General features: G+C 39.9%; 22 protein-coding genes. 12 read left to right on the top strand and 10 right to left on the bottom strand.

Translation table 11 applies throughout. The features are described 5' to 3' along the window. Positions 1-43 precede the first annotated feature (43 nt). The 5 genes from NSMS1_RS05930 (at position 44) to NSMS1_RS05910 (ending at position 5,885) form a co-directional block, all read left to right on the top strand. On the top strand, positions 44-1,903 hold the full coding sequence (locus tag NSMS1_RS05930; RefSeq protein WP_224091876.1) for a serine protease: 1,860 nt from the start codon (positions 44-46) through the stop codon (positions 1,901-1,903). Between the two features lie 163 nt (positions 1,904-2,066). Continuing rightward, positions 2,067-3,668: a serine protease gene (locus NSMS1_RS05925; protein WP_224091874.1), complete on the top strand. Its 1,602-nt coding sequence runs from the start codon at positions 2,067-2,069 to the stop codon at positions 3,666-3,668. A 118-nt stretch (positions 3,669-3,786) separates the two neighbouring features. Next, positions 3,787-4,206, top strand: coding sequence for a XisH family protein (locus NSMS1_RS05920; protein ID WP_224091872.1), 420 nt, complete (start codon positions 3,787-3,789; stop codon positions 4,204-4,206). Further along, complete coding sequence (locus tag NSMS1_RS05915) at positions 4,194-4,532, top strand: XisI protein (RefSeq protein WP_224091871.1); 339 nt, start codon at positions 4,194-4,196, stop codon at positions 4,530-4,532. The genes NSMS1_RS05920 and NSMS1_RS05915 overlap by 13 nt, the downstream gene beginning before the upstream one ends. A gap of 57 nt (positions 4,533-4,589) precedes the next feature. Then, positions 4,590-5,885: a tetratricopeptide repeat-containing serine protease family protein gene (locus tag NSMS1_RS05910; protein ID WP_224091869.1), complete on the top strand. Its 1,296-nt coding sequence runs from the start codon at positions 4,590-4,592 to the stop codon at positions 5,883-5,885. 90 nt (positions 5,886-5,975) lie between these two features. Here NSMS1_RS05910 and NSMS1_RS05905 read toward each other — a convergent pair whose 3' ends face one another. Continuing rightward, positions 5,976-6,236, bottom strand: coding sequence for a hypothetical protein (locus NSMS1_RS05905; RefSeq protein ID WP_224091867.1), 261 nt, complete (start codon positions 6,234-6,236; stop codon positions 5,976-5,978). 185 nt (positions 6,237-6,421) lie between these two features. Here NSMS1_RS05905 and NSMS1_RS05900 point away from each other — a divergent pair, with 185 nt between their 5' ends. Beyond that, positions 6,422-8,125: a tetratricopeptide repeat-containing serine protease family protein gene (locus NSMS1_RS05900; RefSeq protein WP_224091865.1), complete on the top strand. Its 1,704-nt coding sequence runs from the start codon at positions 6,422-6,424 to the stop codon at positions 8,123-8,125. Positions 8,126-8,583: 458 nt separating this feature from the next. Continuing rightward, positions 8,584-9,288 carry a photosystem II biogenesis protein Psp29 gene (gene psb29, locus NSMS1_RS05895; RefSeq protein ID WP_224091863.1) on the top strand — a complete coding sequence of 235 codons (705 nt, stop codon included), beginning with the start codon at positions 8,584-8,586 and terminating at the stop codon, positions 9,286-9,288. Between the two features lie 253 nt (positions 9,289-9,541). Here the strand turns inward: psb29 and NSMS1_RS05890 are convergent, their stop codons facing one another. The 5 genes from NSMS1_RS05890 to NSMS1_RS05870 all read right to left on the bottom strand — a co-directional run bounded on the left by NSMS1_RS05890 (position 9,542) and on the right by NSMS1_RS05870 (position 14,868). Next, complete coding sequence (locus NSMS1_RS05890; RefSeq protein WP_224091861.1) at positions 9,542-9,907, bottom strand: phage holin family protein; 366 nt, start codon at positions 9,905-9,907, stop codon at positions 9,542-9,544. Positions 9,908-10,255: 348 nt separating this feature from the next. Next, the gene (locus NSMS1_RS05885) at positions 10,256-10,879 is read right to left on the bottom strand and encodes an ExbD/TolR family protein (RefSeq protein ID WP_224091860.1); all 624 of its coding nucleotides are present in this window, start codon (positions 10,877-10,879) and stop codon (positions 10,256-10,258) included. 135 nt (positions 10,880-11,014) lie between these two features. Continuing rightward, entirely contained in the window at positions 11,015-11,734 is a 720-nt protein-coding gene (locus NSMS1_RS05880) for a MotA/TolQ/ExbB proton channel family protein (protein WP_224091859.1), read from the bottom strand. A 315-nt stretch (positions 11,735-12,049) separates the two neighbouring features. Beyond that, positions 12,050-13,075 carry an ABC transporter permease gene (locus NSMS1_RS05875; RefSeq protein WP_224091858.1) on the bottom strand — a complete coding sequence of 342 codons (1,026 nt, stop codon included), beginning with the start codon at positions 13,073-13,075 and terminating at the stop codon, positions 12,050-12,052. A 137-nt stretch (positions 13,076-13,212) separates the two neighbouring features. After that, on the bottom strand, positions 13,213-14,868 hold the full coding sequence (locus NSMS1_RS05870; RefSeq protein WP_224091857.1) for an ABC transporter substrate-binding protein: 1,656 nt from the start codon (positions 14,866-14,868) through the stop codon (positions 13,213-13,215). Positions 14,869-15,555: 687 nt separating this feature from the next. Here NSMS1_RS05870 and NSMS1_RS05865 point away from each other — a divergent pair. Then, positions 15,556-15,984, top strand: coding sequence for a hypothetical protein (locus NSMS1_RS05865; RefSeq protein WP_224091856.1), 429 nt, complete (start codon positions 15,556-15,558; stop codon positions 15,982-15,984). 287 nt (positions 15,985-16,271) lie between these two features. Further along, positions 16,272-17,222 carry an RpoD/SigA family RNA polymerase sigma factor gene (locus tag NSMS1_RS05860; protein WP_224091855.1) on the top strand — a complete coding sequence of 317 codons (951 nt, stop codon included), beginning with the start codon at positions 16,272-16,274 and terminating at the stop codon, positions 17,220-17,222. A 64-nt stretch (positions 17,223-17,286) separates the two neighbouring features. On the opposite strand, the gene NSMS1_RS35435 is transcribed toward NSMS1_RS05860, so the two are convergent. Continuing rightward, the gene (locus NSMS1_RS35435; protein ID WP_224095129.1) at positions 17,287-17,394 is read right to left on the bottom strand and encodes a pentapeptide repeat-containing protein; all 108 of its coding nucleotides are present in this window, start codon (positions 17,392-17,394) and stop codon (positions 17,287-17,289) included. A gap of 660 nt (positions 17,395-18,054) precedes the next feature. On the opposite strand from NSMS1_RS35435, the gene NSMS1_RS05850 reads away from it, so the two are divergent. Together NSMS1_RS05850 and NSMS1_RS05845 are read left to right on the top strand one after the other, a co-directional pair. Beyond that, positions 18,055-19,356 carry a cation:proton antiporter gene (locus NSMS1_RS05850; protein ID WP_224091854.1) on the top strand — a complete coding sequence of 434 codons (1,302 nt, stop codon included), beginning with the start codon at positions 18,055-18,057 and terminating at the stop codon, positions 19,354-19,356. Between the two features lie 95 nt (positions 19,357-19,451). Further along, on the top strand, positions 19,452-19,937 hold the full coding sequence (locus NSMS1_RS05845; protein WP_317986581.1) for a hypothetical protein: 486 nt from the start codon (positions 19,452-19,454) through the stop codon (positions 19,935-19,937). Positions 19,938-20,232: 295 nt separating this feature from the next. On the opposite strand, the gene NSMS1_RS05840 is transcribed toward NSMS1_RS05845, so the two are convergent. Next, positions 20,233-20,589 (bottom strand): NAD(P)H-quinone oxidoreductase subunit M, encoded by a 357-nt coding sequence (locus tag NSMS1_RS05840; protein ID WP_224091853.1) that lies wholly within the window; start codon positions 20,587-20,589, stop codon positions 20,233-20,235. Between the two features lie 758 nt (positions 20,590-21,347). On the opposite strand from NSMS1_RS05840, the gene NSMS1_RS05835 reads away from it, so the two are divergent. Then, positions 21,348-21,629, top strand: coding sequence for an Npun_R1517 family heterocyst differentiation transcriptional regulator (locus tag NSMS1_RS05835; protein ID WP_067775773.1), 282 nt, complete (start codon positions 21,348-21,350; stop codon positions 21,627-21,629). 529 nt (positions 21,630-22,158) lie between these two features. On the opposite strand, the gene NSMS1_RS05830 is transcribed toward NSMS1_RS05835, so the two are convergent. Both NSMS1_RS05830 and NSMS1_RS05825 read right to left on the bottom strand, forming a co-directional pair. Further along, complete coding sequence (locus tag NSMS1_RS05830; RefSeq protein WP_224091851.1) at positions 22,159-22,854, bottom strand: response regulator transcription factor; 696 nt, start codon at positions 22,852-22,854, stop codon at positions 22,159-22,161. A 97-nt stretch (positions 22,855-22,951) separates the two neighbouring features. Next, on the bottom strand, positions 22,952-23,923 hold the full coding sequence (locus NSMS1_RS05825) for a glycosyltransferase (RefSeq protein WP_224091848.1): 972 nt from the start codon (positions 23,921-23,923) through the stop codon (positions 22,952-22,954). Positions 23,924-24,034: the final 111 nt, after the last annotated feature.

Raw genomic sequence — 24,034 nt, 5'->3', positions numbered from 1 at the left:
GCGATCGCTTAACTCACTTTTAAACCTGAGTCAAGATTAAATCATGAAATTTGCTTATCAAATCACCCCAGCAATCATCACAGTTGCGATCGCTATAGTGCAACCACAAGCAGTAATGGCACTATCGGCAGGCGAAGTCAATAATATTGCCAAACAAATCACAGTGCTGATTCAAAGTAAAAAGCCCAAATATGGTTCTGGGGTAATTATTAAAAAAGACGGCAATACTTATACAGTTCTTACTGCGGCTCATGTCGTAGAAGTCAAAGACAATTATGAAATTGTGACTGCTGATGGTAAAACTTATGCCGTCAATTACAGCAGTGTCAAACAATTACCAGGAGTAGATTTAGCTGTAGTCGAGTTTAGCAGCAATCAAAATTACAATGTAGCCAAAATCGGCAACTCTGATAGCAGTAGTGAAGGCACAACGGCTTATGTCGCTGGTTATCCTGCGCCAACATTTGCAATTAATCAGTCAATCTACACTTTTAGTAATGGGACAATTACGGCTAATGCCTCAAAACCATTACGTGATGGTTATGCTTTGGTCTACAGTAACAATACCTCAGAAGGGATGAGTGGTGGTGCAGTATTGAACGAAAAGGGCGAACTCATTGGCGTTCACGGTAGGGCAGATTTAGATACCAAACAAAGCAAAACAGGGTTTAATTTAGGCATTCCCATCAATACATTTTTGCGAATGTCAGCACAAGTTGGAGTAGATACAGGAATTTCTGCTCCGAACACACCTGTAGCAACAGCACCCAAAGCCGATGATTTCTTTCTTCAGGCTGTGGATAAGTATAACAAGGGAGACAAACAAGGAGCAATCGCTGATTACACCTCTACTCTCAAAATTAATCCCAACTTAGCCGCAGCATACAACAATCGGGGTGTAGCCCGCTCGGATTTGGGAGATAAACAAGGGGCAATTGCTGATTACAACTCAGCCCTCAAAATTGATTCCAACTTAGCCGAAGCATACAACAATCGGGGTTTAGCCCGCTCGGATTTGGGAGATAAACAAGCAGCAATTGCTGATTACAACTTAGCCCTCAAAATTAATTCCAATTATACCGAAGCATACAACAATCGGGGTGTAGCCCGCTCGGATTTGGGAGACAAACAAGGAGCAATTGCTGATTACAACTCAGCCCTCAAAATTAATCCCAACTATGCCGATGCCTACAACAACCGGGGTTTAGTCCGCTCGGATTTGGGAGATAAACAAGGGGCAATTGCTGATTACAACTCAGCCCTCAAAATTAATCCCAACTATGCCGATGCCTACAACAACCGGGGTTTAGCCCACTATACTTTGGGAGACAAACAGGGAGCAATCGCTGATTACAACTTAGCTCTCAAAATTAATCCCAACTTAGTCGAAGCATACAACAATCGGGGTGTAGTCCGCTTGGAGTTGGGAGACAAACAGGGAGCAATCGCTGATTACAACTTAGCTCTCAAAATTAATCCCAACTATACCGAAGCATACAACAACCGGGGTTTAGCCCGCTATACTTTGGGAGACAAACAGGGAGCAATCGCTGATTACAACTTAGCTCTCAAAATTAATCCCAATTATGCCATAACCTATGATAATTTGGGCTTTGTTTACCATTACGAGGGCAATATAGAAAGAGCAATTAAGAATTGGGAAACTGCAATTTCACTTGATCAAAAATTGGCAGAACCTTTAATGGCATTAGCCGTTGTGCTATATAACAAAGGTGAAAAGGAACAAGCAATTACTAAGGCACAACAGGCACTCACTATCGATAAACAATATGCAGATTTAGCTTTTCTCAAGAAAAATTACTGGAGCGATCACCTGATTGCTGATGCCAAAAAGTTATTAGCAACACCTGAAATTAAAAGTTTTCTGGGACAGACTCAGTAAAGATAATAAGATTATGCTTAGAGTAATTCTAGCTAACCATACATATCGCCTTGACTGATGAAAAAGTAAGGTCAATTTTTATAGTCAATAAATATAAATTAATAAGGCGATTAAGAGTAGGCGATCGCTTAACTCACTTTTAAACCTGAGTCAAGATTAAATCATGAAATTTGCTTATCAAATCACCCCAGCAATCATCACAGTTGCGATCGCCCTAGTGCAACCAAAAGCGGTAATGGCACTATCGCAACCGGAAGTGAGTAAAATTGCTGAACAAATTACAGTATTAATCCAAAGTAAAAAGCCAAAGTACGGTTCTGGAGTAATTCTCAAAAAAGATGGCAATACTTACACTGTTCTCACTGCGGCTCATGTGGTAGAAGTTAAAGATAATTATGAAATAATCACCTCTGATGGTCAGCGTTATGCAGTCAATTACAGTACTGTAAAACTACTGCCAGGAGTAGATTTAGCGGTAGTGCAGTTTAGCAGCAGTCGCAATTACAATGTTGCCAAAATCGGTAACTCAGATAAAAGCGAAATAGGCGAAACTGCTTATGTAGCTGGGTTTCCCGCACCGACTTATGCTATTAATCAATCAATCTACACTTGCATTGATGGCAAGATTACTGCCAATACGTCGAAACCCTTGCGTGATGGTTATGCGTTAGTTTATAGCGATAATACTCAACCAGGGATGAGTGGTGGTGCAGTCTTGAATGACAAGGGTGAACTCATCGGGATTCATGGGAGAGAAGATTTAGATACCAAACAAACCAAAACAGGTTTTAATTTAGGCATTCCCATCAATACATTTTTGCGACTGTCAGCAAAAGTTGAGGTAAATACAGGAGTGGCTGCGCCGAATACGCCAGTAGCTACAGCACCTAAAGCTGATGACTTTTACATTCAGGGTGGGGAGAAGTATACAAAGGGAGACAACAAAGGAGCGATCGCTGACTATACCAAAGCAATTAGCCTCAATCGCAACTATGCCGATGCATACAACAACCGGGGTGTAGTCCGCTATAAATTGGGAGACTATAAAGGGGCAATCGCTGACTACACCCAAGCTCTCAAAATTAATCCTAACTTTGACTTAGCCTACATCAACCGGGGTTTAGCCCGCGCTGAATTAGGAGACAAACAAGGAGCGATCACTGATCACACCCAAGCTCTCAAAATTAATCCCAACTATGCCGATACCTACTACAACCGAGGTGTACTCCGTGATAAATTGGAAGACTTGCAAGGGGCTATAGCTGATTACAACTTAGCCCTTAAAATTAATTCCAACTATGCCCAAGCCTACAACAACCGGGGTTTTGACCGCCATGAATTGGGAGACTATAAAGGGGCAATCGCTGACTACACCCAAGCTCTCAAAATTAATCCTAACTTTGACTTAGCCTACTACAACCGGGGTATAACCCACTATGAATTAGGAGACTTTCAAGAGGCGATCGCTGATTACACCCAAGCTCTCAAAATTAATCCTCACTACGCCGATGTCTACATAAACCGAGGTTCAGCCCGCTATGAATTAGGAGACTTTCAAGAGGCGATCTCTGATTACACCCAAGCTCTCAAAATTAATCCTAACTTAGCTGAAGCCTACTTTGGTCGGGGTTTAGCCCACTATGATTTGGGAGATAAGCAAGGGGCAATTACAGATTGGCAGAAAGCTGCTGAACTGTTTCAACAACAAGGAAATACACAACCTTACCAAAAAACGCTGGAGTTGATCAGAAAATATCAGCATTGATAGCTGATGGTGGGCGTTAGCGGTAGCTTAGCGTAGGTGATCGCATTCACTGAGTCAAAGAGCGATCGCTTTGAGTAGAAACTTGGCGATCACGTAGGTGCATTACAATAAAACTACTATGCCTGCTAAAGATATCTATCACGATACGGTCAAAAATGCTTTGATTAAAGATGGCTGGACAATCACCCATGATCCATTGCGGATTCGTCTAGCTCGTGGAAAAAATCTCTTTGTTGATTTAGGTGCAAAGCGATTACTAGCAGCAGAACGGGGATTTGAAAAAATAGCAGTAGAAATAAAAAGTTTTACCCGTCCTTCAGATATGAAAGATTTGGAAGAAGCTGTTGGTCAATTTGTTTTATATACTTGTTTGCTGAAACGCTACTATCCCGAATATATCCTCTATCTCGCAGTTAGTGAAGATACCCGTAAGAGAGTTTTTGAAGAAGAAGCAGGTCAAACCTTGATTGAAGATGGCATTATTCGTTTAGTTACCTTCGATATATTCAAGGAGGAAATTATCCAATGGATTCACTGAAGGGTGAGTATAGAACCATTATTGAAAAAGTGCTGCAAGAGTATGCTGATTTTCTGGGTAGCGACGAGGAAGTGGAAGTAGAATTGGTGTTTGATAGAGAGCGCGATCGCTATCTATTAGTAGAAGCTGGGTGGCAAAATGGTTATCGGATCTACGGCACTTTGCTACACATCGATATTATTGATCATAAACTTTGGATTCAGCACGATGGCACAGAAGAAGGTGTTGCGGTAGATTTAGTTGCGGCGGGGATTCCTCACGAGCAGATTGTTTTGGCTTTTAGAACCCTTGAACAAAGAAAACATACAGATTTTGCGGTTTCGTGACAGGTTTGCAGTAATAAGCAATGCGTAAAATAAATTAAAGTTTATAAGATATTTATCATGAACTTTTATTATCAAATAACGCCAGCAATCATTGGAGTCACCATTGCCCTGGTACAACCACAAGCGGTAATGGCACTATCGGCAGGCGAAGTCAATAACATTGCCAAACAAATTACAGTGCTGATTCAAAGCAAAAAACCTAGATATGGTTCTGGGGTAATTATCAAGAAAGAGGGTAATACTTACACTGTTCTCACTGCGGCTCATGTCGTCGAAGTCAAAGATAATTATGAAATTGTAACTGCTGAGGGTAAACGTTACCCACTTGATTACAGCAGTGTTAAACAATTACCAGGAGTAGACTTAGCTGTAGTACAGTTCAGCAGTAATCAAAATTACAATGTAGCCAAAATTGGTAACTCTGATAGTAGCAGCGAAGGCACAACTGCATATGTGGCTGGTTTTCCTGCACCAACATTTGCGATTAATCAATCAATCTACACTTTTAGCAATGGGACAATTACAGCTAATGCCTCAAAACCATTACGCGACGGTTATGCTTTGGTCTACAGCAACAATACCTCAGAAGGGATGAGTGGTGGTGCAGTATTGAATGACCAAGGTGAACTCATTGCCATACATGGTAGAGCAGATAAAGATGCTAAAGAAATTAAAACAGGATTTAATTTAGGCATTCCCGTCAATACATTTTTACGAATGTCTGCACAAGTTGGAGTAGATACGGGAGTTTCTGCGCCCAACACACCTGTAGCAACAGCACCCAAAGCTGCTGATTTTTTGCTCCAGGCCGTGGATAAGTATAACAAGGAAGACTATCAAGAGGCGATCGCTAATTTTACTCAGGCAATTCGCCTCAATCCTAAATATACACAAGCATACATCGGGCAGGGTATAGCCCGCTCACGTTTAAAAGACTATCAAGGGGCGATCGCTGATTTTACTCAAGCAATTCGCCTCAATCCCAAATATACACAACCATACATCGGACGGGGTATAGCCCGCTCACGTTTGGGAGACTATCAAGGAGCAATAGCTGATTACAGCACTGCTATCAAAATTAATCCTGAGAATGTCACTGTCTACGGTTTGCGGGGTTCAATCCACCTCAAATTAAAAGACTATCAAAGAGCGATTGCTGATTTTAGCTCTGCCATCAAAATTGATCCCAACTTAGCCATAAATTATAGCAGTCGGGGTATAGCTCGTGGCGAATTGGGAGACAAGCAAGGTGGAATTGCGGATTTACAGAAAGCGGCTGATCTTTTTCGACAACAAGGGAATACACAATGGTATGAAAAAATGCTGGAGTTCATTAGATTGCAGCAACAGTAGTGTATTATCTATTCTTCTTTAGTTAGTTGGCGATCGCATATTAGTATCCAGAAGATAGTCCACTTTTAAGGATGCTCCTCATAAATACCTTCACGACTGACGGCATAATCTGAATAATGGAAATACATCTGACCCAACACAAGCTGCAAAATCATCAGCCAATTGGTCAGCAATTACCTCAAATTCATCATTATGAATTGCAACGTCTGTTTTTTCTGCTAGTAATACTTCGACTGTTGGTGCAAAGGCATCAGCTAATAGCTGTCGAACATTCTCAGTGTCGTGGTGTGCAATGCTTTCTCGCAATTTTTGCTCTAATTCTAGTGATAATGTCGGAGTGATTGTCGTCATATTTTAACAGTGTTGGTTAAGTTTTACATGAATCTTATGCTTAAATTAGCGATAATTAATTATAATATTAAATTAGTTTTTGATTGAAAATAAATGTAATTTCTATTTTAAATAAAGATAAATAATGAGATATTTGAAATTAGGCGATCGCCCAACATAAATTTTAAATTTATAACAGATTTATTATGAACTTTTATAATCAAATTACACCAGCAATCATTGGAGCCACAATTGTTATTGTACAAACACAAGTAGCTGTGGCGTTATTGGCAAGCGAAGTTAATAACATTGCTAAACAAATTACAGTATTAATTCAAAGCAAAAAGCCCAAATATGGTTCTGGGGTAATTATTAAAAAAGACGGCAATACTTATACAGTTCTTACTGCGGCTCATGTCGTAGAAGTCAAAGACAATTATGAAATTGTGACTGCTGATGGTAAAACTTATGCCGTCAATTACAGCAGTGTCAAACAATTACCAGGAGTAGATTTAGCTGTAGTCGAGTTTAGCAGCAATCAAAATTACAATGTAGCCAAAATCGGCAACTCTGATAGCAGTAGTGAAGGCACAACGGCTTATGTCGCTGGTTATCCTGCGCCAACATTTGCAATTAATCAGTCAATCTACACTTTTAGTAATGGGACAATTACGGCTAATGCCTCAAAACCATTACGTGATGGTTATGCTTTGGTCTACAGTAACAATACCTCAGAAGGGATGAGTGGTGGTGCAGTATTGAACGAAAAGGGCGAACTCATTGGCGTTCACGGTAGGGCAGATTTAGATACCAAACAAAGCAAAACAGGGTTTAATTTAGGTATTCCGATCAATACATTTTTGCGACTGTCAGCAAAAGTTGGAGTAGATACGGGAGTTAATGCGCCTAAGACTCAATTAACGACAGCACCCAAGGCTGATGATTTCTTTATTCAAGCTTTGAATAAGTATGATAAGAAAGATTATCAAGGAGCATTAGCTGATTACAACTCTGCGCTCAAAATTAATCCCAACTCAGCCAATACCTATAACAACCGGGGTTTAGTCCGCGCCCAATTGGGAGATCAGCAAGGGGCGATCGCTGATTACAACTCTGCTATCAAAATTGATCCCAACAATGCCATAGCTTACAACAATCGGGGTATAGTCCGCGCAGATTTGGGGGATAGGCAAGGGGCGATCGCTGATTACACCTCAGCTATCAAAATTGATCCCAACTATGGTTTTGCTTACAACAACCGGGGTTTAGCTCGTGCGGCTTTAGGGGATAAGCAAGGGGCGATCGCTGATTACAACTCTGCGATTAAGATTGATCCCAACTATGCCGATCCCTACTTCAACCGAGGTAATACCCGCGATGATTTGGAGGATAGGCAAGGGGCGATCGCTGATTACAATACTGCCATCAAAATTAACCCCAACTATGACAAAGCCTACAATAACCGGGGTGCAGTCCGCCTTAAATTGGGAGATAAGCAAGGTGCGATCGCTGATTACAACTCAGCCATCAAAATTAATCCCAACTATGCCGATGCCTACTTCAACAGGGGTTTAGTCCGCGTAAATTTAGGAGATCAGCAAGGAGCGATCGCTGATTACACCTCAGCTATCAAAATTAATCCTAACTTAGCTCTAGCATACAGCAATCGGGGTGTAGTCCGCGCTGCGTTGGGAGACAAGCAAGGGGCTGTGGCTGATTATACGGCAGCCATCAGGATTAATCCCAACTTTGCCCTAGCCTATGGCACTCGCGGTATTGTCCGCGCCGAATTGGGAAATAAGCAAGAGGCGATCACTGATTTGCGAAAAGCTGCTGAACTCTTCCGACAACAAGGAAATACACAGTTGTCTGAAAAAATGTTGAATTTGATTAAACTACTTGAGCAATAGCATCACTTAAATCTTGTGGGTGCAGTCAATCCAAAATCGTCAATCCAAAATCTAAAATTGTTTGACCTAATTAATACCGATAATCTCAATGGCTTATCTGAGTACATCAGATTTAGACAAACACAATCAGTACCAGAGCCTTCCGTAACCATTGCACTCTTAGGTATATTGAGTACATCGTTACTATTTAAAAATTTGCACCCGAAAGCGAACAAAGCCGAGAATTAATCAAGAATAAATTGTTTTTGAATTAACCGTTTTTTTACCTAAGTTTAATCTATCTAAAGGAGGATGTTAAATATCCTTACACTAAATCACTCCCTCCAGCCTTCCACATACTGGAGGTTTTTATTTTTAAAATTGCAGCCAACAAATAACCACAGCATACGGAAACCACAACTTGGCAAAGTTGCCTTTAAGGTAGAAAATAAGATAACGTTGCCCTTAAGATTTTCTTTGTGAATAACGTCCTCCGTACCGTCTCTGATACAAAACGAACTTTCTACTCTCTCCACACCCGACCGATTAACACAATTTATCGTCGGGTAGTAGAGGAATTGATGGTAGAAATGCACCTGCTGTCAGTAAATGTTGATTTTAGCTACAATCCCGTTTATGCCTTGGGTGTTGTCACTACCTTTGACCGCTTCATGCAAGGCTATCAACCAGAACGGGATAAGGAATCTATATTTAATGCTATCTGCCAAGCTGTAGAGCAAGATCCACAACGCTATAGACAAGATGCCGAAAGGTTGCAAGCTGTAGCTCAAAGCTTATCAGCTAATGATCTGATAGCGTGGCTAAGTCAAGCTAATCATTTACAGCAAGATCCTGACTTGCAAGCACAGCTACAAGCGATCGCCAATAATAATAGCTTTAAATATAGCCGTTTGTTTGCGATCGGTCTATTTACATTGTTAGAACTTTCAAATCCAGATTTAGTCAAAGACGAAAAGCAACGCACTGAGGCACTAAAAACTATTGCCGCAGGCTTGCATCTGTCTGACGATAAAGTAACTAAGGATTTAGACTTATATCGTTCTAATCTAGACAAAATGACGCAAGCACTGGCAGTAATGGCTGATATGCTATCAGCTGATCGCAAAAAACGCGAACAACGTCAGCAACAAGCTAGCACCTCAGTTACACCGCCAAATGAATAGTAGTCATATCTTACAAAGTTCTGTTCGCCCTCGCCCTCGCGGGTTCGCCAGTTGCCTGCGGAGGGAAACCCTCTTTCCCTACGGGACGCTACGCGAACAGCACTGGACTCACCAGAAGTCGGCGCTCAGACTTTCTGCTTAGTCATTGGTCATTAGTCATTAGTTTTTAACTATGGACTGTGGACTGTGGAACGCCAGTTGCTTCAAGTCGGCAGAGCCGCCCACAGCACTGGCTCCTGTTGACTATTGACTTCTATAATCCCAACAACTTATAAATTAAGCTGTTAATTAATGTCAGGGCAAAAGCACCTAACACAGCGCTCCAGATTCCGAAACGCAAGCGAAAGCCTTCGACTAGCCAAGCTGCAATACTAAAGCAGACGACGGCAATCATAAATGTGAAAAAACCCGATAATAAGTTAAAGGTGAGTATATCGGGAACAGCAAATATTAAACGTAAAACAGGTCTGATTATTGCCGTCACAATACCCAAAACAGCAGCCGAAAGAAATGCTTTTTTTGGAGTGTCAACTTCAACACCTAAAGGCAACTTACTGATAATCAACAAGCTGACAGATGTAGCTATCCAAACAATTAGCAGCGTCAAAATTTCGTTCATTGCCTCAACCCCTGAAACGTGTATGGTGCTTGGCGATAAATTACCTAGTCTATCGATGGAGTAATACAGCAGAAATTAGGACTCAACAATCAGAGATTTAAGGCTCTGAGTATCTAGCTTTGATTCCTATAGTTTTGTAGTTAACTTAGTCAAACTACTGTATTTGAATTTGAAGCTTAACCAATAATTTGTAAGTTACCAGATATTTTTCTCTATCAGCAAAATATTTTGTATATCTTTAGGTTTGGTAAATGATCAGGGGATGAGGGAGATGAGGGGTATGAGGGAGATGAATCTTAAACTTGCCTACTTATCTTCCCCTACTCCCCCTACTCCCCTATCTCACCGTTACCGTGCAGGACTAGGTGCTACAGGCACTTGGGGAACGCTGGGATTTAAAGGATTACCTTGTCCGCTAGGGATTTGATTATCTGTAGGTAAGTTGGGATTGAGTTCGCTGGGTGGGGGATTGATTCCTGGGACTGGTTCAGTGTTGGGTATAGGTGCTATACCAGGATTAATAGGAAGATTAGGAATATTGGGTTGGGGTTGAGCAGAAGTAGGGATAATTCCTAAAGATACGCGATCGCCTCCTACTTGTCGCAGTAAATCTAATGTCTCAATGACATCGTTATAAGTGGCTGTACGTGAAGCGTTGAGTACCAAGACACCATTAGGGTTGGCTTGCACATACTGTCTCAAAGCTTGTACCAAACCATCTCTTGTGACCTGTTGTTTTTCTACATAAGTATTACCTACAGCATCAATGGTGACAATCAAATTACCACCTGCTGAATTTATACTGGCGGCTGTACTGGTAGTAGCTTTTGGCAAATCAACGTTGATAGCTTGCTGTCGAGTAAATTGTAAAGCGGCTAACAAAAAGAACGTCAAAATACAAAAAACCACATCTATTAACGGGATAATCTGAATCTGTAATTCTTCTACTGGAGTATGTAAATTAACTTTCATTGTTTCATGCTCATGGCTAATTCTAGGTTGGCATTCTGGAATTGAGGAAAGGGGTATGGAAAACCTCAAACCTACTGACTTTAGCTTGATACCAACTAATTTCTTTCCTTTATATCCATATACCCCTGTACCTCATTAAGTTAAATTTGGTGGTTCAGGAGGCGGTGAAAACTTACCTCTACCTGTCGTACTGGGTAAACTATCACGACTAATTACTGACGTGCTGTTGCTCAAATCTGGGGGAGACTGGCGATATAGCAACTCTAGTTCATTTCCTGCTTTACGAAAGACTTTGACTTGATTGACAATAAAACTTTGGAATAATCGGTAAAATACTAAACTAACAATGGCAACTATTAACCCTGTTGCCGTACTAATTAAGGATTCACCAATACCAGTAGTTACCCCAGCCGCAGATTCAGTTCCCAAATCACCGATGCGAATGGAGCGCAAAGAGTGAATTAAACCTAAAACTGTACCTAACAGTCCGAGTAGAGGTGCAAGGGCAATGACAGCTTCTAACAGCTTTTCACCCCGCCGCATCCCGGCTAATTCATCTTCTGCTGAAGACTCCAACGCTAATCGAAAGGTTTCTACGTCAGTTTTTTGTAAATGTAAGGGAGCGTAGAGGAATCGACCGATTGGTTGATCTGTAGCCTCTCTAGCAATATCCGCCGCTATTTCCCAGTTATCATGAGCTGCATCTAATACGCGATCGACGATCGCCTTTTCTTGCGAGAAAATCCGCAACCAGAACCAAAGACGCTCAAAAATCACACTTACAGATAAAATCGACAGAGCCAGCAAAGGCCACATTGCTGGGCCGCCCTTGTAAAACAAATCTATAATATCCACTGTTTAACTTTCCTCCCGCCATTACTCAAGCAAGTATCCCAAAGCATTTTAATTTTAAAGATTAATACACATCTGAGGACTAACAAAATAAATTTCCAGAACTATTCAAGCTTATCTGGAATGTAAAGTTAAGGTTCTTCAGATGAACACTCAAATTTTACAGCTTGAGAAGGGGCAGGAGGCAGGAGGGAATCAAGTTTAAGCTTTTTGTATAAAGGATAAAAAATATGGGAATAGGAAAATCTCAATTGAGATTACCTATTCCCTATAGCCAAATTTCAAAATTAAGTGACTATTTTTGATAGTAAAAATCATTTAATAACGGATGCGTGGGTCAACATAAGCATTGAGAATATCAATCAAAATACTGGCTGACACTACAATTGCCCCAAAAAATATTAGTACACCTTGGACTGTGGGATAATCACGTTCAGAAATAGCCTGATATAGTCTATTCGCTAACCCAGGCCAAGAAAATGTTACCTCAGTCAAAACTGCTCCACCTAGTAGGGAAGCGAAGGTTAATCCTAAAACAGTAATTACGGGAATTAAAGCATTTTTGAGAGCGTGAGAAACTAAAATCTTATTTTCAGAAATACCCCTGGCTCTAGCCGCTTCTACATAATCAGCTTTGAGTGTTTGCTTTAAATTAACTCTTACAATGCGCTCAAAAATACCACTGAGCAAAACTCCTAAAGTGATACTAGGAAGCGCTAAATGATGTAATGATGTCAAAAATAAATCAAAATTGCCCCGGAGTAAGCTATCAAGGGTGTAAAGCCCAGTAATCGACACAGGAGGGTCTATATTTGAGGGTAAACGGTTGGAATTGGGAAACCAGCCCAATTGTACTGAGAAAATCAACTGCAACAGCATTCCCGCCCAAAACATTGGTAGTGCATAGGTAATAATCCCAAATAACCGTCCGCCAAGGTCAAACGATGTTCCTGGACGAGAAGCGGAAAGCGTACCTACCAATATGCCAACAATGAAAGCAACAGCCATGCTAAACACTGCTAACTCTACTGTTGCCGGAAAATGTTGTCCAATGATATTCCAGACTGATTTTCCCTGGCTACTTAAGGATGTACCTAAATCAAACCGTAGTAAGTCACCTAAATAGTTTAAGTACTGTATGAATAAAGGTCGATTTAAACCTAGTTGTTCTCGATATTGCTGTTTAACAGCTTCTGATGCGCGTCCACCCAGAATTGCATCAACTGGATCTCCTGATGTGGCTCTGAGTAATAAAAATACAATCGTCACAATGGTAAATAATTGCAAGGGTGCAAAGAGTAACCGAGAGACGATGTAATATTGTAAGGCTTTGGAGCGAGACATAATATTTTAGTCATTGGTCATTGGTCATTGGTCATTGGTCATTGGTCATTGGTCATTGGTTTTTAGTTATTAGCTGGTTGTTGAGATTCAAAACCAGGACTAATGACTATGGACTAATGACTAATGACTAATGACTATTAACCCTTGACTATTGACTTATAGACGAGAATTTGTGATGGGTCAAGTTGTACGTTGTTTATGCCTTGTCGAGCAAATACGAAGTCTTTGCTTTGCCACAAGGGAATATAAGGTATATCGATTGATAATTGATTTTGAATTTGGGCAAATATTTTCTGACGGTTTGCAGCATTTAGCTCTTGGCGTTGCTGGTCAATTAATTTATTGACGGCTTCGTTATAGTAAAAAGAACCTTGAGTTTGACTACCTCCATCTTCACATCCTTTAGCAACTGAACCTTTTTGACAAGATAAGAATGGCTGTACATAGTTATCTGGGTCTAAAAAGTCAGGATACCAGTCAAGTAAAGCGACTGGATATATACCCTTGGTGATGTCTTTATAAAAGGTAGCACCTTCGACTGTACTAACTTCAATCTGAAGTATACCACCGAGATTTTGATCAGCGATCGCTTTTAATGTTTGTGCTGCCAAACGGCGAGGTGCTGAACTCGAAGGATACCAAATTTGCACTTTTGCCGGATTTGTGGCAGAAAAACCAGCCGCAGTTAACAATTGTTTAGCTTTGTCGAAGTTAGTATCAGTATACTTTTCTTTAAATACTGGTTGGGAAACATTAAAGGTAGTGGGAATTAAGCTGTAAAGCGGTTCAGCTTGACCAAACAAAGCTCTATTATTTAAAGTTTGACGGTCAATCATTGATGCTATTGCTTGTCTAACTTCTGGTTTATCTAGAGGCTGCTGATTACGATTCAACGCCATGATAGTAATGACGCTACCTTCAGACGTTATTGATTGCCAATCTCCTTTTTTACCGCCATCTTCTAAACTTCTAATTTGGTCTGGTTGTAAAGACTGGTAAGCTACATCTACTGCGCCAGTACGAAAGGCGTTAAACAAATTGACTGGACTGGTCTGAATCTGTACATTTATGCCTTTGTTTTTAGGTTTTTCTCCCCAATATTTATCAAAGACATCAAAGCGCAATGAATCTGTCCCATACTGTGCTAATTTGTAAGGCCCAGTACCCACAAATGTATCTGGTTTAAATTTACCAGTACCAATTTCATAAGCTGTGGGTGAGACTGCACAAATTCCCGCAAATGCTAACAGTGAAGGAAAAGCTGCAAAGGGTTTTTTTAATTGAACTGTTAACTCATAATCACCCGTAGCTTTCACCGAAGCAACAGTATCAGAGAGTAAGAAAGAAGGTTTACCTTTATTTTCAATAAAACGCCGGATACTAAATTCCATTGCTTTGGCATTAAATGGCGTACCATCATGAAAAACTACTCCCTGACGTAAGGGTATGGTGTAGGTTAAAGCATCTTGGCTGACTTTTGGTAATGCTGTAGCCAGTTGCGGTTTAATTTCTGTACTACCTGGTTCATAAGTATAGAGGCGATCGCTCAAATTAAATACAAAACCCAAAGATGCTAATTCATAAGCATCAGCCGGATCTAGAGTTCTTGGCTTACCTGTCGTCCCTACTGTAATACGTCCATCCCCGGCGGGAGCATTAGTAGTACCTGATGTTGGTGTAGTTGTTTGTGTGCGTGGTGTACAACTGATAACTAAAAATAAACAAAGACAGAACAAAGAGACGAATTTACTCATCCATCTCCACCGTCTCCCAGACAAAGCAAACCAATTCATAGCGTTCTTATTTTTGCAATGGCGGTCAGACATTATACTATATAAATTTGTTTTTATAGTTTATTTTTCAAGATTTAGTTAGGCGATCGCTCTGTTGAGTTTTGTATATAGGATTCCTATAGATAAAATTAATTGTACTTAATTGTTACTCGATTTTCGTCCTAACCTAATATCAATCGAAAAAAATAAGACCCTAGAAATTAGAATTTCTAGGGTTATTCTCGTGAACCACCATTCTATTTTTAAACTAAAACTTTGATTTGAGCAAATTCTATTCAGACCTAATATTCATAAACATTTGATAAGTTTGGCTAAAATAAATATAATATTTATATTTAATTATGATGTAAATAAATGATATACAAATATTTCTTGTAATCCAAATTGAGACACAAGCGCAGTAGTTATGTCTAAAAAACTAACTATTTACACTTGATTTATATCAGTTATTCATCAACAATAGAGTTAGCCTCTAGAAAATAGTAGGCCATCTTGGTAATAACCTAACCTTATCCAATGTCCATTAGTCCGCGCAAGCGGACTTTATTTATTACTCTTATTAATTATTCTTGAAAAAAGCAACCTGAACAAATATTAGATGACAAAATAAGTGATAGACGCTCCTAGCAATTACCTAACTCTATATCTGTTGCTATATTTTAGTTGTAATCATAGGTTGTGTTTCCCATGAGTGAAATAGGTAAAAAAAGACTAGAAACAGTATTAGCGATCGCCACATATTCCATTAGTAGCGGTACAGCTACAGCCGCACCAACTCCTGGCGCAGAAATACCCAAGCAAATCGTCTTAACCGCTTCTGATAGCCTGATGTATACTAGTATCTGGAATATTTATTTTCAAGAAGATTTATCTAATAAAGAAATGTTAGATATCCTCTTAGAAATAGGTTTAGTTACAGTTGGTGCAGCAGGGACAACTTATATAGTTAGCAAAGCGAGTACAGCAATTCTTAAAGAAATTACTAATTGGACTGGGCCATTAGGATGGGGAGTGACGGCTGCGATCGCTGGTTCCCTAAGTGGTATATTTGGTGTAGCTTGGGCATTATACTGCGATCAGTTATATTCCCAAAGAGAAAAGCGTGATTGGGGTTGAATAATTTACAGTTAACAGTGGACAATTAATGAGTTAATAGGTCATATTCGTAGAATAAAATTATTTTTTTATTGTACTGTAGAGGTTGGTAATTAATTATTGCTTATGCTAATACGCAATTATTTATTAGCTATGACCCAGTACTGACTATACCATAAGTTAGAACTTTCTCCACAAAAATCTAAATTGTAGCAGGTTTAATTTTAAGTTGATTTTTTTCTGAAAAAACGAGGCTATTTGCTTTATACTTTTAATTCTGTCTAATTGTGGAGAGTTTTTAAAGTTGTATGTCTAGCCTGAGTTCTGACATGGTTCGCGTTTATTTGCAAGAGATTGGTCAGTTCCCTTTATTAACATCAGACCAAGAAATAACTTATGGCAGGCAAGTACAGCAAATGATTGCCATTGACGAGCAAAAGCAACAGCTTAGTGAACAATTGCAACGAGAGCCAACGTTAGCAGAATTAGCGATTTTTGTAAACAAAAGCGAAGCGGAAATAAATCAAATACTTCACAGAGGGAAACGAGCCAAGCAAAAGATGATCACAGCAAATCTACGCTTGGTAGTTTCGGTTGCTAAAAAGTATCAGCGCCGTAATTTGGAGTTTTTGGACTTGGTTCAAGAAGGAGCGATCGGCTTACAAAGGGGAGTAGAGAAATTTGACCCCAACCGAGGTTATAAGTTATCAACATACATATACTGGTGGATTAGTCAAGCAATCACTAGAGCGATCGCCGAAAAATCTCGCACAGTCAGGCTACCGATTCACGTTAACGAGAAACTGAATCAAATCAAAAAAATACAGCGAGAACTATTTCAAACCCTTGGTCGTCGTGCTACCGTTGCCGAAATTGCGCAGAAGGTGGAACTAGAACCCAGCCAAATTCGAGAATATCTCAGTGCAGCGAGCGGGACAATTTCTCTAGATTTAAAAGTCGGAGATAATCAAGATACAGAACTAAGCGAACTACTACCGGATCAGGGTGTATCCCCCAATGAACAGATTACCCAAGAGTTGCTGCGTCAAGACTTAAATGATTTGTTAGCATCACTCAAACCAGTGCAGCGAGAAGTATTAATCTTGCGCTTTGGACTGTTGGATAATCAAGAACGAAGCCTAGCTCAAATTGGCGAGAAGCTGAATGTGAGTCGAGAGCGAGTACGTCAAATCCAGCAACAAGCAATGACTGCGCTACGTCGTCAACACCCATCAATTGAGCAGTATCTATCCTCTTGATAGCTGCTATGAGCATCACCCTTAATGGGGTGATAGCTTTATTCTCTTGATAAGTATTGAATCTTCAGGTCGCCAAACTACTGTCGCCACCTTCTAAATTAGTACCTTCTAAATTAGCCTTCTCCAGATTAGCATCGCTCAAATTGGCTCTTTCTAATGCTGCTTGATGTATGTTTAAAAATATAATTCAATTGTTTTTTAAAAATATTAAATTCACAGTATTTATCAAAGATTAAAATATGTTTTTAGCAGTTACTTCTATCAAAAGACAAAAAATAAGCGAAAATAAGTGCTTCTAAAGGATTAAACCTATAGAGGAATCTGCTTTAATTCCTGAAATCATTTGCTGAGGCAAACAGGTAAGAAGAAATAAAAGTGTAATGAGTTTTGTATGGCTACGCGAATAGAAATCAAATATGAGTCCTATAGAAATAAAAAAGGACAAGTTTCTTGTACATTTACTTTTCTTAATATAAATTATTTTTTATAAAAGCTAATATATATACATTTCTAAGCGCATTGTGGACAAATCATAGTTGAGATTTAGTTGATATATAGCGTTTCCTCGTCTGCTAAGGTACAAGTTTATCTGCGCTTATCTGCGTTTAATTATTCTTACTTGTACTTGACTGAGGTAAGAAAAGTTATATGTACACAATATTCATTATTTAGAAAATAATTTATTGTTAATAATCTTATCGCTGAGGAAATAGGAGGTAGTAAGCTTATTAATTCCCACTTTAATTGCAACACCGAAAAATTATTAGCTGATGTATGGATTTGACCAAAATTGATTTGTAGATGAATAACATCCTGATAGACGAAAAATAACATGTCAAATTTTGAACTGGTTTTGAGGCTACTTTTGCAATTAACCGTAATTCTTGCGACTTGTCGGATAGTGACAATTATAGGAAAACGCTTTTTGGGGCAAACAGATGTAGTATGTGAAATGATTGCAGGTGTGATGTTAGGGCCATCACTATTTGGAGCGATCGCACCCAGTTTGCAGCAATGGCTATTTCCTAAAGCTCCACTGTTATTAGCAACGGGAGCCAAAATTCCCAACCCATCAATGTCAATCCTGTTTGCTGTTAGTCAGATTGGGTTGGTACTATATATGTTCTTAATTGGCTTAGAATTTAATACTGAACTTATTAAACAACGCCTCAAAAGCGCAGGTTTTGTATCTTGGGCGGGAATACTTGCACCTTTTAGCTTAGGTGCGGTAGCAGCATTATTTCTATACAATCAAGCTGAACTTTTTAAAGTAGGAGTAAAACCTTGGGCAGCAGCACTATACTTAGGCGCTTCTATGTCTATCACAGCTTTCCCTATGTTAGCGCGGATGCTGTATGAACGAGGGATTGCTAAAACCAGTTTTGGCACTTTGGCATTAGCCGCAGGCTCAATTGATGATGCAACTGCATGGTGCTTGCTGGCAATTGTATTAGCAAGTATTCATGCTAATGCTAATATTGCGGCATTTGCTATTGGTGGTGGTATTTGCTACGTACTGTTTTCTCTATTCTTGGGGCGGCCAGCACTCACCATATTTGCACGTATGACTACCAAAAAGGGTGGTGTGAATGTGCAAATTCTGACTTTGGTGTTGGTAGTTTTAATGTTATGTTCCTGGCTGACTGATGCAGTTGGTATCTATGCAGTGTTTGGTGCATTTATTCTAGGTACAGCAATGCCACGGGGGGAATTTGCTCAACAAGTGCGCGATCGCATTGAGTTTTTGACAACTGGGTTTTTGCTGCCGATATTCTTTGTTTTCTCTGGGCTGAATACAGAAGTTAGACTGGTGAATACACCTTTATTGTGGGCTTTCACCGGATTAATTTTAGCGATCGCTATTTTCGGTAAAGGTGTCGCCTGTATGTTAGCAGCAAAGATGTCCGGGGTAAACTGGCGTGAGTCGGCAACTATAGGTGTATTGATGAATGCACGCGGTTTGATGGAGTTAATTATCCTAAATATTGGTTTGGAACAAGGGATTATCACACCAACTTTGTTCACCATCATGGTAATTATGGCGATATTAACTACACTGATGGCATCACCGTTAGTTAACTTGTTATTGCAAGGCACAGCTTATGAACAATCACCCGAACAATCACTTGCTTAGAAACTTTTAACTACAGCAATAGCCCTTGTTGATGGAAATTAATCACGATATTATATACCTCGATTGACAACAAGAAACAGCAAATGAGAATCTTTGTGCCTGGCCGTCTTTGTTTGTTCGGAGAACACAGCGATTGGGCCGGAGAATATCGCCAGATTAATCCTCAAATCGAAAAGGGGCATACCTTAATTGTGGGAACTAATCAAGGAATTTATGCCGATGTTAAGCCTCATGCTACTGAGTTAATTGTTCATGCTTCTCTTAATGATGGCAAAAAGCATGATAAACCGCTCAGATTACCTATGGAATTTCATATACTCCAGCGTATAGCTCAACAAGGCGGTTTTTTTAGTTATGCTGCTGGTACAGCTTATCAATTTCTGACTCGTTATGGCGTTGGCGGACTTGAAATTGACAATTATCTCACCGACTTACCCATCCAAAAAGGATTATCTTCAAGTGCTGCCTTTTGCGTACTGATTGCTCGCGCTTTTAATCATCTGTATAACTTGAAGATGACAATTCGTGAAGAAATGGAGATGGCTGACTTAGGCTACAGTGTACACACATCTTTGTGCTGAGTGCAAAATGTGGTTTGATCCCCCTAAATCCACGCCACTTGCTTTAAGTCGGGAAACCCGCCCAACGCAGTGGCTCCCCTTAATAAGGGGGACTTTGATTCTTGTTCCCCTTTTTTAAGGGGGGTTAGGGGGGATCAAAACATTGTGGGACTGGTTATCAGACTTGTGTGTACACCGTAGGCTATAGCAGGAGGCAAGGAAGGAGGGAATAGTGAATTATTTCTCCCCCTGCTCCTCCTGCTCCCTTCACTCCCTGCGTACACAGCAATGGGGTATTTTTTGGTTGAATAGTCCCTTATTTATCACCCACGGCAACTTGAGGAAGTCCCAAGCTGTAGTTAGTGACGCGAGCTGAGAGATTGTAGCTAATTTCGCCTTTTTGCAGGAGCGATCGCAGATAATGTTCCAAGTCTGAGCCGATGCGGCGTAAGTTATAGTCTGTCAAATCTGCACCACTGGAAGCTTCCACTAGTTCATCGAACTTACGGTAAATTTTTTGTAAAGCATCTTCATTCCAGTTTAGTTCGTTGTCTGGGTCAATATCCAAGGTTAAGACTTGATTACTGGGAACTAGTTCGCCATCCCGGTCAATTTCAGCTGCAAAAATGCGGATGTGTCGGGTTGTAGACTTGAGCAGCATTGCGTTGTCCATAGTTGGGTGTCAGATTCAAGTTAATTACACTGCAATAATTGTAGACGTTATATATAGCCTTAAAAATACTCAAATTAGTTGTGAATAGAGTAGGGAGTGGGGAGTGGGGGGATGGGGGAGTCAGAAAAAGTTCTTATTTTTCTTACCCAGCCGGACACTTGGGCTTTCTCTGCCCGATTTCCTCTATCTTCTTCATGTTCTTTTTGATTCAGAGATTGGATTTTCTTTAGTTTAGGGTAGAGCCTGTGCTATGGTTTAAAATCAAAATTTTATTTTTGATCAAATTTACCGTCTAAACTTTCTGAATTTAATGGTGAAAAAAACGTACATTGAGTAATTTTACGGAAGTTGCATTTAACTATGTCCAGCTTTAATAAAAGCAATAATAATAGGGGATTTACTTACGTGTAAACACGATTTTTTCAGTAAAAACTCAAACTATTATTGACCGTCAAATAAAGTTGATGTAAAAAGCTTTAAAAACATAGAACAACTTCTTACAGAAACTTTATTGTATATAATCTCAAAAACTGAATAATAGTTATGGCTTACCTGAACAACAACTAGTACAGGAAGACTGAAACTGAAACCTGAAAGTCTATCAAAAAAACATACAGGAGAGTGTAATGGCACAATAAATGCTGTAAATAGAAAAAACATTGTTAATTCAGGCACAACGGGTTCAAAAAACTATAAAGAATTTCGTAGGAGCTAATCTCCTTAACCTCATACCACCAAATACAGGAATCCCTTAAACTATGAACTCCAAAGCATTACCACGGCAGATAAATAATATAGAAGTCGGTGTCTATGAGTGCGAAATACATCTCAAATTTCGGTTAGTTGAGGAAAAAAGTTTGTTGGGCGATCGCGAGCAACTAATGCAGGTGCTACTAGATGCTCTAACAGAAGGGTCTGATGACTTTTTAGAGATGCTACAAGCGTCTGTAAAAGCACAAGAAGTCTCTGAGTTTAAAGCATCACCACAAATGCGCCGTCAACTAATGCGTTTACGTAACGCTGTTGATACCAATCTGTAGTTAGAAATAAAGGTGTAATTTGAGTAGCGGCAAATCAAATACTGGGCAGAAAATCTTAATTATTTACAAGTTAGCCTACCTAAATATTTGCTCTAAATAATGAGTTGGCTTGTATAACTTAATGCTTTTGTTAATAAGCTCAAATTTCCTCTACTCTCGAAAAGCTAAACAAAGCATCTATAAAAGTAATTCTCATCACTTACCTTACGTATATAGTTGAGTAATTACTAGTACTATAATGCCTAGCTTCTTAAGCGAATAAAAGCTTTAGAAGGTTTGTTTATAAGCACAATTATTTTGACCAGGGTTTTACTTCGGCTTGCGGAGATTAATTAGTAAAAATAGCCACAAATTTTCTAGTGTTTTCTATCTTGAAAAGGTAGATGGTTAATTTTTCAAGATGTGTACGTAATAACTATCATCACCTTGCTGCTACACGGGGTTTTTTGATAAACCTCCGTGTCTTTGTACCTCTGTGTTTAAAAGGCTTTTTACCACAGAGGCACAGAGACAAGAACTTACAAGTAGTCTATTTTGCTAGTCCGTGTTCTAAGGCAAAGCGAACTAATTCTGTACGGCTGTTAGTACCTGTTTTGCTGAACAAACGACTGACATATTTTTCGACGTTACGCACGCTGGTTTCTAAACGGCGGGCGATTTCTTTGTTCATTAACCCTTCGGCTACCAAATTTAAAACACTCTGTTCTCTGGGGGTAAGGTCGATTTTAAAAGGGGCTGGTGACTGAGAAATAGCGTTTCTTTGAGTTAATAAAGCTTTGATTTGGGCAATTTGATTGGCTAATTCGGCAATATCTGGTGTTTCCCCATCTTCTGTGCTAATTTGCGCCTTACTCATGCGGCGGGTGAGTAAGTTTTCTACTATGGCTACTAGCTCATCTGGATCAAAAGGTTTAGGTAGATAAGCATCAACCCCAGCTTGATAACCTTGAATGCGATCGCTTGTCATCCCTTTTGCGGTTAAAAATACCACGGGTAGCGATTGAAAGCGGGGATCTTCGCGCAATTGTTTGAGAAATTGATACCCATCTACCTGTGGCATCATGACATCAGAAATCACTAGGTCTGGTGTATTTTGCTGCATCCACTCCCAACCCTCACGCGCATTACTGGCGACTTGAACGTTATAACCACTTTCTTGTAAGTAGTCTTTAACGGCTTCTCTTAATCCGGGTTCATCATCTACCAGTAACAATTGTGCTGACATCTAAAATTTCCTTTGGTCTAAGTTGAGAGTAGGGAGCGGGGAGGGGATACGAACTACCTTGTTCAACTGTAGCGAATGATGAATCCAAAGTTCAAACTTATTCCAGCCATTCAATTGTCTTAGCTTCTTCTGGTAGTTTGGCATTTTTTTGTCCCTGAGTACGCGCTTTAGCATTAAACAGGCTAATGGGAGTACTGAGCAAATCTACTAAGTCGGCTTTACCTGCGATCGCTTTGACACTGTTTTGTGGTAACTCTTTAATTAACCAACGAGCTAAACGGTAGCCTAATTCCTTGAGGCTAATCTCTCGCATTAAATCTACGCCATACAATTCGTGCAGATAGCGGTTGGAGCGTCCATAGCGTCGCCATTGACTGGCTAATTCTTTAAGTGTGGCACGGTGACGATGCTGAATGATGGCTTCTGGGGCAAATTCTAGCTTGCCAATATTTAACTGCAAGATGCGCCAACAAATATCTGCATCTCCACCACTATTAAGATAGGGACGAAATAATCCTGATTGATGAAAGACACTACGCCGTATTGCTAAGTTAGCCGTTTGTCCATAGGGATAAAACTTATGGGCAAGGGTGTGCTTTTGAGAGAGTGTGTCTTGACGGTCTGCGTGTTTCTCTAATAAATTTTTTCCTGGTAGGGCCAGAATTTCCCCCACAACAATGGCTATTTCAGTGTTGACAAAAGGCTTAATCAGTGTATTAATCCATTGGGGTTGAGGACGGCAATCAGCATCCGTAAATACCACAATGTCACCCACAGCCGCCCTAATTCCAGCGTTACGAGCAGCGTAGGAGCTTTGAATTTGGTTTTCGTTGAGGGGACGAATGGTAATGGGAGAATTAGCGGCAAATTCTTCTATGAGCGTGTATGTGCGATCGCTGCTGTTATTGTCGACTAACAAATACTCTACCCGTTCTTTCGGATAGGTTTGAGATGTCAAACAGTGAATTAAATCTGGTAAATCTGCCTCACCGTTATAAATAGGAACAACCACCGATACCATAGGCAAAAAGCTGTTGGCGGTGGTTGTATCAATTTGCTGATAATTCATAAAACTTGAGAGATTGGTTTGGGCAATACTAACTTAGTACAGCTTGGCAGACAATGGACAGTGAACTTAATCTGTCAACTGTCTCCTAGCTCACCCTCTCTTCAAGTTGGT

The organism is Nostoc sp. MS1, from assembly GCF_019976755.1.
Lineage (GTDB): Bacteria > Cyanobacteriota > Cyanobacteriia > Cyanobacteriales > Nostocaceae > Trichormus.
This window is presented reverse-complemented; position numbering and strand designations above follow the sequence as displayed.